The organism is Arthrobacter sp. Soil736 (assembly GCF_001428005.1).
In the GTDB taxonomy this organism is placed as follows: Bacteria; Actinomycetota; Actinomycetes; order Actinomycetales; family Micrococcaceae; genus Arthrobacter.
In genome coordinates, this window is record NZ_LMSB01000001.1 from 190923 (window position 1) to 205509 (window position 14587).

General features: G+C 69.9%; 15 protein-coding genes. 2 read left to right on the forward strand and 13 right to left on the reverse strand.

Going from position 1 to position 14587, the window contains the following annotated elements; all coding sequences use genetic code 11:
• The first annotated feature begins 7 nt into the window (after positions 1–7).
• Both ASG92_RS00890 and ASG92_RS00895 read left to right on the forward strand, forming a co-directional pair.
• Positions 8–1438, forward strand: coding sequence for an amidohydrolase family protein (locus tag ASG92_RS00890; protein WP_056623072.1), 1431 nt, complete (start codon positions 8–10; stop codon positions 1436–1438).
• An 8-nt stretch (positions 1439–1446) separates the two neighbouring features.
• Entirely contained in the window at positions 1447–2175 is a 729-nt protein-coding gene (locus ASG92_RS00895) for an aspartate/glutamate racemase family protein (protein WP_082579229.1), read from the forward strand.
• 122 nt (positions 2176–2297) lie between these two features.
• Here ASG92_RS00895 and ASG92_RS00900 read toward each other — a convergent pair whose 3' ends face one another.
• From ASG92_RS00900 to pcaH, 13 genes are all read right to left on the reverse strand, one after another.
• Complete coding sequence (locus tag ASG92_RS00900; RefSeq protein WP_056623075.1) at positions 2298–3215, reverse strand: diacylglycerol kinase family protein; 918 nt, start codon at positions 3213–3215, stop codon at positions 2298–2300.
• A gap of 113 nt (positions 3216–3328) precedes the next feature.
• A complete protein-coding gene (locus ASG92_RS00905) occupies positions 3329–4702 on the reverse strand; it encodes an NAD(P)(+) transhydrogenase (Re/Si-specific) subunit beta (RefSeq protein WP_056623077.1) in 1374 nt (457 codons plus the stop codon).
• Positions 4699–5064 (reverse strand): NAD(P) transhydrogenase subunit alpha, encoded by a 366-nt coding sequence (locus ASG92_RS00910; RefSeq protein WP_056623080.1) that lies wholly within the window; start codon positions 5062–5064, stop codon positions 4699–4701. The genes ASG92_RS00905 and ASG92_RS00910 overlap by 4 nt, the downstream gene beginning before the upstream one ends.
• On the reverse strand, positions 5064–6275 hold the full coding sequence (locus ASG92_RS00915) for a Re/Si-specific NAD(P)(+) transhydrogenase subunit alpha (RefSeq protein WP_056623083.1): 1212 nt from the start codon (positions 6273–6275) through the stop codon (positions 5064–5066). Before ASG92_RS00915 ends, ASG92_RS00910 begins: the two co-directional genes overlap by 1 nt.
• A gap of 427 nt (positions 6276–6702) precedes the next feature.
• On the reverse strand, positions 6703–7539 hold the full coding sequence (locus ASG92_RS00920; protein WP_056623086.1) for an IclR family transcriptional regulator C-terminal domain-containing protein: 837 nt from the start codon (positions 7537–7539) through the stop codon (positions 6703–6705).
• 220 nt (positions 7540–7759) lie between these two features.
• Entirely contained in the window at positions 7760–8443 is a 684-nt protein-coding gene (locus tag ASG92_RS00925; protein WP_056623089.1) for a 3-oxoacid CoA-transferase subunit B, read from the reverse strand.
• A gap of 1 nt (position 8444) precedes the next feature.
• A complete protein-coding gene (locus ASG92_RS00930; RefSeq protein WP_056623092.1) occupies positions 8445–9104 on the reverse strand; it encodes a 3-oxoacid CoA-transferase subunit A in 660 nt (219 codons plus the stop codon).
• Positions 9105–9107: 3 nt separating this feature from the next.
• Positions 9108–10313, reverse strand: coding sequence for a thiolase family protein (locus ASG92_RS00935; protein WP_056623096.1), 1206 nt, complete (start codon positions 10311–10313; stop codon positions 9108–9110).
• Positions 10314–10399: 86 nt separating this feature from the next.
• Positions 10400–10849 carry a 4-carboxymuconolactone decarboxylase gene (gene pcaC / locus ASG92_RS00940; protein ID WP_056623099.1) on the reverse strand — a complete coding sequence of 150 codons (450 nt, stop codon included), beginning with the start codon at positions 10847–10849 and terminating at the stop codon, positions 10400–10402.
• The gene (locus ASG92_RS00945; RefSeq protein ID WP_056623102.1) at positions 10846–11664 is read right to left on the reverse strand and encodes an alpha/beta fold hydrolase; all 819 of its coding nucleotides are present in this window, start codon (positions 11662–11664) and stop codon (positions 10846–10848) included. The genes pcaC and ASG92_RS00945 overlap by 4 nt, the downstream gene beginning before the upstream one ends.
• Entirely contained in the window at positions 11657–13111 is a 1455-nt protein-coding gene (locus tag ASG92_RS00950; protein WP_056623105.1) for a lyase family protein, read from the reverse strand. The genes ASG92_RS00945 and ASG92_RS00950 overlap by 8 nt, the downstream gene beginning before the upstream one ends.
• On the reverse strand, positions 13108–13689 hold the full coding sequence (gene pcaG, locus ASG92_RS00955) for a protocatechuate 3,4-dioxygenase subunit alpha (protein WP_056623108.1): 582 nt from the start codon (positions 13687–13689) through the stop codon (positions 13108–13110). Before pcaG ends, ASG92_RS00950 begins: the two co-directional genes overlap by 4 nt.
• On the reverse strand, positions 13682–14587 hold the full coding sequence (gene pcaH, locus ASG92_RS00960; protein ID WP_157372010.1) for a protocatechuate 3,4-dioxygenase subunit beta: 906 nt from the start codon (positions 14585–14587) through the stop codon (positions 13682–13684). Before pcaH ends, pcaG begins: the two co-directional genes overlap by 8 nt.

Genomic DNA, 14587 nt, shown 5'->3' on the forward strand with positions numbered 1-14587 from the left:
GACACCGATGTCCAACACCCCAGACCTTGTCATTGCCAACGGCACCGTGGTCAACAGCTTCGGCCGCCAGAACGCCCACATCGTGGTGCGCGAGGGCAGGATCGCCGAGCTGGTCGACGCCTCGGCGCCGGTCCCCGACGCGGGCCGCATCATCGACGCCGCCGGGAAGCTGGTGATTCCCGGCGGCGTGGACGGCCACTGCCACGTCGCCCAGGTAACCGGACGCTTCCGCACCCTGGACGACTACCGGACCACCTCCACGGCGGCGTTGTGGGGCGGCACAACCACCATCATCGACTTCGGCATTCCCCGGGACGCCCAGGAGACACCGCTTGCGGCCGTCCTGCACAAGAAGGAGCTGGCGCAGGAGTCCCGCTGCGACGTTGCCCTGCACGGCGCGGTGGTCAGCTGGGACGAGACCGTGCCCTGGCAGCTGGAGCAGCTGGCCGCGGAAGGCGTGCGGTCGGTCAAGATGTACACCACCAACCGGGGCACCACCATGGCGGACGGGGACACCATCCTGAAGGTCATGCGGGAGATGGTCCGGCTGGACGGCCTCACGTACATCCACGCCGAACACGACCCCATCGTCAGCGACTGCACGCAGCAGCACGCCGACGACGGCAGGATCGGCATCGAACACCTGCACCGGACGCGCCCGGAACTCGCCGAGGAGGTCTCCGTCAAGGAAACCCTGGCCATGGCCGAGTACACCAAGGCACCCGTGTACTTCGTCCACCAGTCCACTCCGGGGGCCGTTGACCTGGTCACCGACGCCCGGGCCCGCGGCCAGGAGGCCTACTCCGAGACCTGCCCGCACTACCTGACCCTGGATGACACGGTGTACGGCTCGGCATTTCCCGAGTGGTACGCCTGCTGCCCGCCCATGCGCAGCCCCGAGACCGTGGCCGCCCTGAAGGAACGGCTGGCAGACGGGGCAATCCACACCGTTTCCTCGGACCACTCCTGCTACGACCTGTCGCAGAAACGGGAGCGCTCCGATGACATCCGGGCCATGCCGCACGGCCTGCCCGGCGTCGAAACGCGGATGCCCGTCACGTTCACGGCCTTGACCTCCGCGGGCGGCTCCGTGGAGGACTTCGTGGAGGTCTTCTCCGCCGGGCCGGCCCGCATCAACGCCCTTCCCGGCAAGGGAACCATCGCCGCCGGCTTCGACGCCGACCTCGTGATCTTCGATCCCGCCGAACAGCGCACGGTCGACGGCGGCGCGCTGCACATGGGCGCTGACTTCTCGCCGTTCGACGGCCGGACGCTCACCGGCTGGGCCGCCGTCGTGGTCTCCGCCGGACGGGTGGTCCTGGACGCCGACGGCTTCCACGATCCCGGCCCCGCGGGCCGCTTCGTGGCCCGGAACGGATTCCGGGAGCACCTCGCGGCCTCCCCGCTGCTGTCCCCCGCCACCGCCGCCACCGCTTAGGAGAACCAGTGCCTGCCGCAACACGCAAGACCCGCATCGGCATGATCGTGCCGTCGTCCAACACCTGCCTGGAACCGCAGAGCTACCGCATCCTGGGCGACCGGGACGATGTCACCATCCATTTCACCCGGATTCCGGTGACCCGGATCGCCCTGGACGACTCGTCGGACAAACAGTTCGACCCCGCCGTCATGCACACAGCGGCCCAGCTGCTCGCGACGGCGGACGTGGACGTCATCGCCTGGAACGGCACCTCGGGATCATGGCTCGGGGCGGACCACGACCGCGAACTGGTCCGGGAAATCCGCGACGCCACCGGCATCCCGGCCACTACGTCCACGCTCGCGTACATGGAGGCGTTCAAGGCCTTCGGCACCGAGCGCATCGGGCTGTTCACGCCGTATACGGAGGACGTCAACCAGGCCATCATGGCGTCCTACGAGCGGGACGGCATCAAGACCGTTGGCCAGCGCTGCCTGGGCCTGAGCGACAACGAGTCCTTCGGCCGGGTCACCGACGACGAGATGCGCCCCGGCTCGCTGGAACTGGCGGCCGCCGCACCGGACGCCTTGATTTACCTCTGCACAAACCTGTACGGCGCCAACATCGCGGCGGAGATCGAGGCCGGCACCGGCGTTCCGGTGCTGGACTCGGTGGCCGTGACCCTGTGGCACTGCCTGAAACTTGCCGGGTCCCCCTTGCTCGCACCGAGGTGGGGCCGGCTGCTCGCGGACTGATTCAGCCCGCCGACCCTGCCACCCCCCAGGCGAGGTCGCAGCCCAGGCAAGGCAGACGGCGGCGGCCCGCCCACTGGGAGCGGGCCGCCGCCGTCGAAACACGGGCTTTCCGCCCGCCGGGCCTACATGCGGAGCTTGAGCGCCCCGGGATCCACACGAACGCTCAGGTGCTTTCCGGTCCCCACGTGGTCGCCGTCCAGCTGGAACTCCTGCTCGTGGTGCAGGGTCACCTCGGCCGAGCTGCCCTGGAAGTACTCGGCGGATTCGTCCCGGTTCTTCCCGCGGCCGAAGATTCCCGCCACCACCCCGAGCCAGCCGAGCCGGCCGCGGGGCGCCAGGATGAGGAGGTCCAGGACGCCGTCGTCCACCTTGGCCTCCGGAAATATTTCGATACCGCCCATGATCCGCCCGCAGTTGCCGATCATCACGCTGCGGATCCTGCGCTTCACCGGGTCCCGGCCGTCAACCGTGATGGTGGCCCTCACCGGCTTGCCCGGCAGCTTGCGGATGCCGGCCTCCACGTACGCGAGCCAGCCCATGCGGTCCTTGAGGCTGTCCACGGTGTCCGCCATGATCGCGGCGTCATAGCCCACGCCGGCCATGACCAGGAAGACGTTCTCGTCCTCGGACTCGTCAAACCTGCTCCTGACCACATCCACGGTGCGTTCCGTGCCGTTCAGGACGTCATACGCGGCGGAGACGGGGTCGGCGATCTCCACGCCCATGTTGCGGGCCAGCAGGTTGCCGGTCCCCAGCGGCACCAGGCCCAGCGGCGTGTCCGTTCCGGCCAGGACCTCCGCCACGCACCGCACGGTTCCGTCGCCGCCGGCGGCAATGACGACGTCGACCCCCGCCTCAAGCGCCTGGCGCGCCTGGCCGGTGCCCGGGTCCTCTTCCGTCGTTTCCAGCCACAGCGGCTCGGCCCAGCCCTGGGTATCGCAGAGCCTGACCAGCGAACCCCGGAGGTCGGAACCCGCGGCCTTGGCGGGGTTGATGACCACGGCGGCCCGTTTCGGCGAGGAGGCGTTCTTGGCTGGCATGGTGTCCTTCGACTGCAGTGGGGGCGGTTAACCAGGGAATTCACATCGTAGCGGGGTTCGCCGGCTGCCCGTAGGGGTCCGGCAAAGGCCCGGCCGGCCGGGCAGTTGGGGCCTCAGAGCGCCTTCACGGCCCCGAGGACCTTCGTGAGTGACTCCTTCGCGTCGCCAAAGAGCAGCGTGGTCTGCGGCTCGTACATGAGTTCGTTCTCGATCCCGGCGAACCCGGGCCGGAGGGAGCGCTTGAGGAAGACCACCTGCCGCGCGTCGGCCACCTCGAGGATCGGCATGCCGTAGATCGGCGACCCCGCAGACGTCTTGGCCGCGGGGTTGACCACGTCGTTGGCGCCCACCACGAGGGCGACGTCGGCGGTCCGGAATTCGGAGTTGATCTCGCTCATCTCCTTGAGCGATTCGTAGGGCACGTTCGCCTCGGCGAGCAGCACGTTCATGTGGCCCGGCATGCGCCCGGCCACGGGGTGGATGGCGAAGTCCACCCGGATGCCGCGGGCCTCAAGCGCCAGTGCCAGCTCGGCCGCGGTGTGCTGCCCCTGCGCCACGGCAAGGCCGTAGCCGGGCACGATGATCACCCGCTGCGCGTAGCCCAGCAGCACCGCCACGTCCTCCGCGCTGGAAGAGCGCACGGGACGGTCGCTCACGGCCGTGGATCCCGCCGTCGAATTTCCCCGGAACGCTCCGAACAGGATGCCCGCGACACTGCGGCCCATGGCCGCGGCCATGGCGCGGGTGAGGATGGTGCCCGACGCGCCCACCAGCGTGCCCGCCACCACCAGGAGCACGTTGCCCAGCACCAGGCCGGAGGCCGCGACGGCCAGGCCGGTGAACGCATTCAGCAGGGAGATGACGATGGGCACGTCCGCGCCGCCGACGGGCAAAACCAGCAGCACGCCGGCCAGCAGTCCCAGCACCAGGAGCAGCAGGGCCAGCGCGAGCGAACCCCCAAGAACGACGGCGGCGCCGGAACCCACCGCCGCGAGCAGCACGGCACCCATGAGCACGGGCAGCCCGGGGAACACCACGGGCCGGGTGGTCATCAGCTCCTGCAGCTTGGCGAAGGTGATGGCGGAGCCGGCGAAGGACACCGCGCCCACCAGCAGCGTGAAGACGACGGCGAGACGCATCCAGCCGTCGTCGGCATGCGGAAGCTCAAGCAGCGCCACGAGCGCCGCCGCGCCGCCGCCCACACCGTTGAAGAGGGCCACGAGCTGCGGCATCTGGGTCATCCTCACCCGCCGGGCCACAGGTGCGGCCACGCCGGACCCCACCGCGATGGCCCCGAGGATCCACGGGACGTTGTCCAGCCTGACGGAAAAGAACACCGTCACAACGGCCAGGAGCGCCCCGAAGGCACCGACCAGGTTGCCGCGGCGGGCGGTTCGGGGCGAGTTGAGGCCCTTGAGGGCCAGGATGAAGAAGACGGCGGCGGCGAGGTACAGCAGCGACGTCAGGGTGGGATCGAGAAGGGTCACCGGACGCTCCCCTTGCGCTCAGGCGACTCACCCTCGTGCGCCCCGCCCTGGGCGGACGGCTTCTCCGGCGGTCTTTCCGCCGCGCCCCGGCGGCCCCGGAACATCTCCAGCATGCGGTCCGTCACCACGAAGCCGCCCACCAGGTTGGCGGTGGCGAGGACCACGGCGAGGAGCGCCACGGCGAGCACCCACGGGTGCGTGGCCTGGCCGGCAACGATGATGGCGCCCACCAGGATGATGCCGTGGATGGCGTTTGCGCCGGACATCAGCGGTGTGTGCAGGGTGCTGGAGACCTTGGAAACCACTTCGAAGCCGACAAAGACCGCCAGCACGGTGATGGTCAGGAGACTGATGCCGTCCATCACGCCACCCCCTCGTTCTCGGACGCCTTCTCCCCGGAAAGCTCGCTCTCCGGGGGCTCCGCCTGTTCGGCGAGCGCGGCGAGAGCCTCCGCCGTCGGCGCGTGCCGCACCACGCCGTCGTGCGTCAGGCACGCCCCCGCCACCACGTCGTCGTCGAAGTCGGGAGCAACCGTGCCGTCGCGGGTCATCAGGGCGAGCAGGTTGGCCACGTTCTTGGCGTACAGGCGCGAGGCATCGGCGGGCATGGCGGACGGGGCGTCCTTCAGCCCCACGAGCGTGACCGTGCCGCGGCCGTCGGCGGTGGGGACGTGAATGTCCCGGCCCGGCATGGAACCCTCCACGTTGCCGCCGGATTCAGCGGCGAGGTCGACGACGACCGATCCGGGGCGCATGCCCTGCACCATGGCGCGGGTCACCAGGAGCGGGGCGCGCCTGCCGGGGACGGCCGCCGTCGTGATCAGCACGTCCGCGTCGGCGACGTGCGGCGCCAGGAGCTCCCGCTGCAGGGCGCCGCGGTCCGCGCTGAGTTCACGGGCGTAGCCGCCGGACGCCTCCGCCGTCTCAAGATCCAGCTTGATGAAGGTTCCGCCCATCGAGGTGACCTCCTCGGCCGAGGAAGGCCGGATGTCGTTGGCCGAGACCCGCGCGCCCAGCCTCTTGGCGGTGCCGATGGCCTGCAGCCCGGCCACGCCGACGCCGAGCACCAGCACCCGCGCGGGCGGGACCGTTCCGGCGGCCGTCATGTACAGGGGAAAGAAGCGCGGCAGCCTGATGGCGGCCTCGAGCACGCAGCGGTAGCCTGCCACCAGCGCCTGCGAGGAGAGCGCGTCCATGGATTGGGCGCGGGAGATGCGCGGCACCAGCTCGAGGGCGAAGGACGTCACGCCGCCCTCGGCGAGCGCCTGGACGACGGCCAGTTCGGTCGACGGCGAGGCCAGGCCGACGGTGACGGCGCCCCACTTGAGGGACCGGGCCGTTGACGGTTCGAGCGGGCGGACGTGGGCCAGGACGTCCAGTTCCGCCGGGTCAAGGTCCGGGACGATCCGGGCGCCGGCCTGGCGGTAGTCCTCGTCGCCGTGCCCGGCGGCGGACCCTGCCCTCGATTCGACCAGCACGTCAAGGCCCAGCCCGGCCAGCTGCTTCACGGTTTCCGGCGTCGCAGCCACCCGCCGCTCACCTTCCCGGCGCTCCCTCGGTATTCCTAGCCTCACCCGCCACTCCCCTTCCGGACGAATGCAGCGGCGCCTGCCTGGTTGCCGCCTGCCTGGTTGCCGCTCTGGCGGTGGCCCGGCGAGCGGCGCTGCTGCACATGGTTGGCTTGAGTCTATGACCCAGCGGGGCCGCTTGGCAGTAGGGCGGGTGCAACAGACCGGGCTATGTTCCGCTGCGGTACCTGACGGTGCTGTTGCGGCCGTACCGTTTGGCCCGGTAGAGGGCCCGGTCGGCGCTGTCCATCAGGTGCGCCTGTCCGACGTCGGCCTTCGCGGACCCCGGCAGAGATGGTGAGCGCGCCTACGCCCGGGAACGGGGCGGCGGCAATCGACTGCCGGGCCCGTTTCCGCCGCCTGGACCATGACGCTCTTGAAGCGGGGCCCCGTTGGTGACGGCGGCCTCAAGCTCCCGATCTGCGGTTCCCGCCTAGCGTCCCGTGGAAAAGTCCGAAGAAATCCGCTCCGCAGTGGCCACGATTTCCTTGCGCACCGAGTCCAGGTAGGCCTCGGGGTCCGGCTTGGCCGCAACGCTCTGGGCCTGCAGGGAAACGTTGACGGCGGCCACCACCTTCGTGCCGTGGTAGACGGGTGCCGCGACAGACATGAGCCCAAGCTCGAGCTCCTGGTCCAGCAGGCACCAGCCCTGGGCGCGGACGGTGTCCAGGACGGCCAGGAGCTCCTGAACGGTGCCGACGGCGCGCGGTGTGAGCGGCCTGATCTCTGCCGCGGCCAGGTATTCCTTGAGCTTGGCGGGCGGAAGGGCGGCGAGCAGCACCCTGCCCATCGACGTCGCGTAGGCCGGGAACCGGGTGCCCACCGTGATGCCGATGTTCATGATCCGGCGCGTGGTAACGCGGGCAATGTAGGCGATGTCCGTGCCGTCCAGCACCGCGGCCGACGTCGACTCCCCGAGCTTGAGGGACAGCTCCTCGAGGTGCGGCTGGGCAAGCTGGGGCAGGGACAGGCCGGACAGGTAGGCGTACCCGAGCTGCAGCACCTGGGCGGTGAGCGCGAACGTCTTGCCGTCCGTCCGCACGTAGCCGAGCTCGACGAGCGTGTGCAGGAAGCGGCGGGCCGTGGCACGGGTCAGGTCGGTGCGTGCGGCCACCTCGGTCAGGGTCATGACGGAGTGGTCGGTGTCGAAGGCTCGGATCACGGCCAGCCCCCGCGCCAGGGACTGCACATACTGGTCACTCGCCGCCGGCGCGTCGGTTTTCGACGGGCGGCCGGCCCTCGATGCGGTCCCTGCTGCTGCGTCGGTCATGGTTACCAATCCTATTCGCGCGAACGAACACTTCCGCCCCCGCCCCGAAGCGCCAACGAACACTTCCGGCCCCTCCCCGAAGCGCGAACGAACACTTCCGCCCCCGCCCCGAAGCGCCAACGAACACTTGCGGCCCCTCCCCGAAGCGCGAACGGACACTTCCGGCCCTGCAGACGCGGCCAGCAGGGGGCTTAAGTGTCCGCTCGCGCGGTGGTGGGGGTTAGCGTTCGACGGCGGGGGCTGCCGTGAGGGGGACGGGCACCAGGGCCTGGAGCTCCTCGAGGGTGCAGCCGAACGTTTCGCGGACCTGGACGCCGTCCGGGCCCGTGAGGAACACCGCCTTGTCCGTGTACACGCGGGTCACGCAGCCCACTCCGGTGAGCGGGTAGGTGCAGGCGTCCACGATCTTGGAGGCGCCGTCCCGGGTCAGGAGCGTCATCATCACGAAGACGTCCTTGGCGCCCGTGGCCAGGTCCATCGCCCCACCCACAGCAGGAATGGCGTCCGGCGCGCCGGTGTGCCAGTTCGCGAGGTCGCCGGTCGCGGAGACCTGGAACGCGCCGAGCACGCAGATGTCCAGGTGGCCTCCGCGCATGATCGCGAACGAATCGGCGTGGTGGAAGTAGGACGCCCCGGGCAGTTCGGTGACGGGGATCTTGCCGGCGTTGATGAGGTCGCCGTCGATCTGGTCCCCCTCGGCGACGGGGCCCATGCCCAGCATCCCGTTCTCGGTGTGGAGCGTGATGTTCTGCTCGGGCTCGAGGTAGTTGGACACCAGCGTGGGCTGGCCGATCCCGAGGTTCACGAACGAGCCGGGCTTGATGTCCCGTGCCACGAGGCGGGCGAGGTCGTCGCGGCCCAGGGGCTTGTCGCTGGTCTGAAGCGATGCTGTCTGGATGCTCATGTCAGGCCACCTTCACAATGCTGTTGACGTAAATGCCGGGGGTCACGACGTTCTCCGGGTCCAGCCCGCCGGTCGGCACGATCTCCGATACCTGGACAATCGTGTGTTTCGCGGCGGCGGCCATGATGGGGCCGAAGTTCCGGGCGGTCTTGCGGTACACGAGGTTGCCTTTGCCGTCCGCCTTGAGCGCCTTGATGAGGGCGACGTCGGCGTGGATGGGGGTCTCGAAGACCTGTCCGCGGCCGTCGATGATCCGGGTTTCCTTGCCCTCGGCCAGCATGGTGCCGTAGCCGGTGGGGGTGAAGAAGCCGCCGATGCCTGCGCCCGCGGCCCGGATGCGCTCGGCCAGGTTGCCCTGCGGCACGAGCTCCAGTTCGATTTCGCCCGCCTTGTATTTGGCGTCGAAATGCCAGGAATCGGACTGCCGCGGGAAGGAGCAGATCATCTTGCGGACCCGCCCTTCCTTGATCAGCAGGGCGAGGCCCTGGTCGCCCTGGCCGGCGTTGTTGTTCACCACGGTCAGGTCCGTGGCACCGCCGTCGAGCAAGGCGTCGATCAGTTCGAACGGCTGCCCGGCGTTGCCGAACCCGCCGATCATCACGGTGGAGCCGTCCTTGATGCCGGCGACGGCCTCGCCCACGGTGTCAATGAAAGTCAGCATGGCTTACGCCTTTCCGCTCTTGGAAGCAGTTACGTTTTCGAGCACGACGGCAAGGCCCTGGCCGACGCCGATGCAGATCGCCGCGACACCCCAGCGCTCACCGGAGGCCTGCAGGCTGCGGGCCAGCGTGCCGAGGATCCGGGTGCCGGAGGCGCCCAGCGGGTGGCCCATGGCGATCGCGCCGCCGTGCCGGTTCACGATCGAGGCATCGATGCCCCAGGCGTTGATGCACGCAAGGGACTGCGCGGCGAACGCTTCGTTAAGTTCGACGGCGCCCACCTGCTCCCAGCCGATGCCCGCCTTCGCGAGGGCCTTGTTCGCGGCCTCCACCGGGGCGTAGCCGAAGAACTGCGGATCGTTGGCGTGCGCGCCGCGGCCCGCGATCCGGGCCAAAGGCTCCAGCCCGAGCAGGCCGGCGGCGTTCTCGGAACCGATCCAGGCCGCGGACGCGCCGTCGGACAGCGGGGACGCGTTCCCGGCGGTGACCGTGCCGTTTTCCGTACGGAACACCGTCTTGAGGCCTGCGAGCTTCTCGGCCGAGGACCCGGCGCGGATGCCCTCGTCCCGGACCAGGTCCGTGCCCGGCACCGGGGCCACGAGGTTGTCGTAGAACCCCTCGTCCCACGCCGCGGCCGAAAGGTTGTGCGAGTTCGCGGCGAATTCGTCCTGCGCCTGCCGGGTCACGCCGTACTTCTCGCGCAGCCGCTCGGTGGCCTCGCCCAGCGAGATGGTCCACTCCTTCGGCATCGCCTTGTTCACCAGGCGCCAGCCCAGCGTGGTGGAGGCCAGCGTCATGTCCCCGGCCGGGTAGGGCTTCTCCGTCTTGGGCAGCACCCACGGGGCGCGGGACATCGACTCGGCGCCGCCCACGAGCATCAGCTCCGCGTCACCGGCGTTGATCTGGCGGGACGCGATGATCGCGGCATCCAGGGACGAACCGCACAGCCGGTTGACCGTCGTGCCCGGGATCGAGACCGGCAAACCCGCCAGCAGGGTGCCCATCCGGGCGATGTTGCGGTTCTCCTCGCCGGCGCCGTTCGCGTTGCCGAACACCACCTCATCGATCCGCTCGACGTCGAGCTTCGGGGCACGCTTCACGGACTCACCGATCACGTGCGCGGCAAGATCGTCCGGGCGGACACCGGCGAGGCCGGAGCCGAACTTCCCGAAAGGCGTGCGAACGGCGTCGTACACAAAAGCCTGGTTCATAACTGTTCCTCTAATTCCGTCTGTGAGTCCCCAACTAGGTAGCAGTTAATGTCGTTATGACGGCTCAAAACGACACTTGCTGCGACCTAGTTGGGTGGGGTGGCTGCGTCAAGCTCGGCAAAGACCTGCTGGGCGGTCTTGAAGGCGGTGTTGGCGGAGGGAACTCCGCAGTAAATGGCGGTCTGCAGCAGGATTTCCTTGATCTCGTCCCTGCTGAGGCCGTTGGTGATGGCGGCGCGGATATGCATCGCCAGCTCTTCCCAGTGCCCGTGCGCCACCATGGCGGTGATGGTGACGGCGGAGCGCATCTGCCGCGGGAGGCCGGGACGGGTCCAGATGCCGCCCCACGCGATGCGCGTGATCATGTCCTGGAAGTCCTCGGTGAAGGCGTCCTTGTTGGCGTTGGCGCGGTCCACGTGCGCGTCGCCGAGCACCTCGCGCCTGACCGCCATGCCGCCGTCGTAAATTTCCTGGCTGGTGGCGTCCGGCTGGACCACCCCGTGCCGTTCCGCGCCGGATGTTTCGGGGGCGGTCACTTGGCTGCCCCGCGGGTTTCGCTCCAGGTGATGAGGGTCCGCAGCAGTTCTGCAACGTGGGCGGGCGCCTCGGCGGGTGCCAGGTGCGCCACGCCTTCAAGCGTCACGGCACTTGCCGTGCCGCCGCCGGCGGTAATTCCGGCCGCCACTTCCTGGGCGAACGACGGCGGCGCAACAGAGTCCTCCGCGCCGGCCACCGCCTGGGTGGGGACGGTGATGCTGCCGAGCTCGGCCCGGACGTCGAAGCCGGCCAGGGCCCCGCAGCAGAAGGCGTAGCTGAAACGGTCGGTGTCGCGGAGGGAGTGCAGCAGGCGGCTGCTCAGCTCCGGTTCGCGGTCCATGAAGCCGGGTGCGAACCAGCGCCCGGCCGAGCCCTGGATCATCACGGGCGTGCCCTGGGTGCGGACGGTTTCCGCGCGTTCCTGCCAGGCTTCGGGCGTGCCGAGCTTGGCCCCGGAGCACTGCACGGAGAGGCTCTTCAGCCGGTCGCCGTGCTTGATGCCGAGCTGCAGGCCGGTGGCGCCGCCCAGCGAAACACCGGCGTAGTGGAACCGCTCGCCGGGGGCGATCGAGTCGACAAGTTCGACGACGGCGTCCGCCAGTTCCGCGACGCTGAACGGTTCCGTGGCGGCCGGCGAGACGCCGTGCCCGGGCAGGTCCCAGGCGACGACGTCGACATCGTTGGCCAGGAGCGAACCGGCCTGCGCCCACACTACCGAGGAGGTGCCGAGCGACGGCCCCACGATGAGGAGGGGTTTGTCCCCCAGGGTGCGCTGGGGAGAAAGCAGCACTGCCTTCAGTGTTGGTCTAGCCACGGGAGTCTCCGTTTCCGTCTTTTTCGGTTGGGGTAGGCGCAAAGTCCGGGAAGGCGGCCAGGATCCGCCGCGAGATCCCGGCGGCCTGGCCGAGGTAGCTGGCGGGGTCCAGCAGCTCTTCGAGTTTGTCGTCGGAGAGCCGGTCTGCCGGGACGGCCGCGCGGAGCAGCCGCCGGTAGGTTTCCGCCTGCTCGGCAGCAGGTGCCTGCAGGGTCCGGTCCACCACGGCCTGCAGCTGCTGCTTGCCGTCATCCCCCAAAAGCGGAGCCACGGCGGCGGACACACCCTCGCTCAGGAGCAGCGGCCCGGACAGGTCCAGGTTGCGGCGCATGCCCTCCGGGAAAACCTGCAGCCCTTCGGCCAGTTCGCGGAGATGTCCCGCCGCTCCGAGGGCCAGGCCGAGCAGCTCGCGCAGGGCCGGCCATTCGGTGTGCCAGGCGCCGTCGGGGCGTTCGTCGTTGAAGTTGGCGGCGGCAAGGTGCAGCTGGGCTGCCAGGGCCGGGGCCCGGAGTGCAGCGCTGCGGACCAGCACCGACAGCACCGGGTTCTGCTTCTGCGGCATGGCCGAGGAAACACCGCGGCCCGGCGCCCGGGGTTCGGCCAGTTCGGCCACCTCGGGCCGGCTCATGAACAGGACGTCGGAGGCGATCTTGCCCAGTGCATCCGTCACCCCGGCCAAGGCGTCGCCCAGGGAGGTGACGGCGAGCCGGTTGGTGTGCCACGGGGCCGGTGTGGACGCGAGTCCCAGCTGCGCGGCGAGGGCATCGGACAGCCCAAAGGGATCCGACGCGGACCCGGCGGTGAGGACAGTGCCGGCGGCCAGGGTGCCTGCCGCGCCGCCGGTCTGCACGGGCAGTTCCAATGCCTCAAGCCTGCGCGCGGCGGCGGCCAGGCCGTGGAACCACTGCGCCGCCTTGAGCCCGAACGTGAACGGCAGCGAATGCTGCGTCAGGCTCCGGCCCACGCACAGCGTGTCCGCATGCTGTTCCGCCAGGCGGGCGAGCGCCGTCGTCGTGCCCCTGACATCGGCCAGCAGCGCAGAGACGGTGTTCCGGGCCAGCAGCATGAGGGCCGTGTCCAGCACGTCCTGGCTGGTCAGCGAGGTGTGGACGGCGCGGCTGGCGCCGATCTTGCCGGTGTCCAGGGCCTTGACCTGGGCCCGGAGGTCAGCCAGCAGCGGGATGACCGGGTTGCCGCCGCCCGGGGCCCGCAGCGCGATGTCGGCAACGTCGTAGCGCGACGCGTCGGCCGCGTGGGCCACCACTGCCGCGGAACCGGCCGGCGCCAGGCCGGCCCGGTCCAGCACGGCCGCCCAGCCGGCTTCGACGGCGAGGATCGCCGCCAGCACCGCCCGGTCCCCGGTCAGCGCCGTCACCAGGGGCGACGCCGACACGGGACTGAGCAGCCCGACGTCGCCGTCGCGGCCCGCTGCCTGGGAGTCGGTCACTGTGAGGCACCCTCGGTTCCGGTTCCCTCGAAATCGAGGAAGACGGTTTCGTCCCCGCCCTGGAGACGGATGTCCCAGGTGAGGCCGCCGTCGGCGTCGCGGCGGGCGATCAGCGTCTTGCGGCGCTCCGGGTCCAGCGAGGACAGCAGCGGATCCTTGGCCAGCGCTTCCTCGTTCTCGGGCAGGTAGACCCGCGTGAAGAGGCGGTTCATCAGGCCGCGCGCAAAGACGGCCACGGAAATGAACGCCGCGGCGCCCGGCTCGGTGGGTCCGGGGTTCACCGTGGTGAAGGTGTACACGCCGGTGTTGCCTACGGCGCTGCGGCCGAAGCCGGTGAAGGTGTAGCCGTCGCGGACCAGCGAGCCGGTCCGGCGGACGATGTTGCCGTCGGCGTCCGGCTGCCAGATTTCCAGGATGGCGTCGGGGATCGGGTGCCCGGCGCCGTCGTACACGGTGCCCTGGAGGCGGATGGAGCCAGGGGAGCCGGGAGCCAGCAGTTCCCGGTCCTTCGCGTAGGGCAGCGCGTAGCCGTAGAAGGGGCCCACGGTCTGGCCGGGTGTTGCGGTGAGTTTACTCATGGTCATCGCCTTCTGCGCCCAGCGCCTCGTTTTCGGTCCAGGTCCGCTTGGAGCCTGTCAGGACGATGTCCCAGTTGTAGCCCAGGGCCCATTCGGGCTCGGTGAGGTCGTGGTCGTAGGTGGCCACGAGGCGGTCGCGGGCGTCCTGGTCCACGATCGACTGGTAGATCGGGTCGAGCGGGAAGAGCTGGTCCCCCGGGAAGTACATCTGGGTGACGATCCGCTGGGTGAACTCCGTGCCGAATAGGGAGAAGTGGATGTGCGCCGGGCGCCAGGCGTTGAGGTGGTTCTTCCACGGGTACGCGCCGGGCTTGATGGTGGTGAAGCGGTAGGAGCCGTCCGGGCCGGTGATGCAGCGGCCCACGCCGGTGAAGTTGGGGTCCAGCGGGGCGGGGTGCTGGTCGCGCTTGTGGATGTAGCGGCCGGAGGAGTTGGCCTGCCAGATTTCGACGAGCTGGCCCGCCACGGGGCGGCCGTCGCCGTCGAGGACGCGGCCGGCCACGATGATGCGTTCGCCCTGCGGTTCGCCGTTGTGCTGGATGGTGAGATCCGCCTCCAGGGCGTGGACGTCCTGGTGTCCGAACGCCGGGGAGTGCAGCTCGATGGTTTCCGGGTCCGCGTGGTGCAGGCTCTTGGTGGGGTGGCGCAGGATGCTGCTGCGGTACGGGGCGAAGTCCAGGCGCGGCTGGGTCTCCTTCGGCGCGCCGTCCTTCAGGGCCCGGGCGTAGGCCTCTCCGAGGGCCTTGATCTCCGCGCTGAGATCCTGCTGTGTTTCCACGCGGGGCGCTTCTGCCGGGACGGCCTGCGGTGCAGTCCCGGATGCGGCAGGTACTGCGTCGGACAGGTCCTCGGTGAGCGCGTCGGCGTTGTACGTCGCTAGATTCACGTCGTCAGGCAC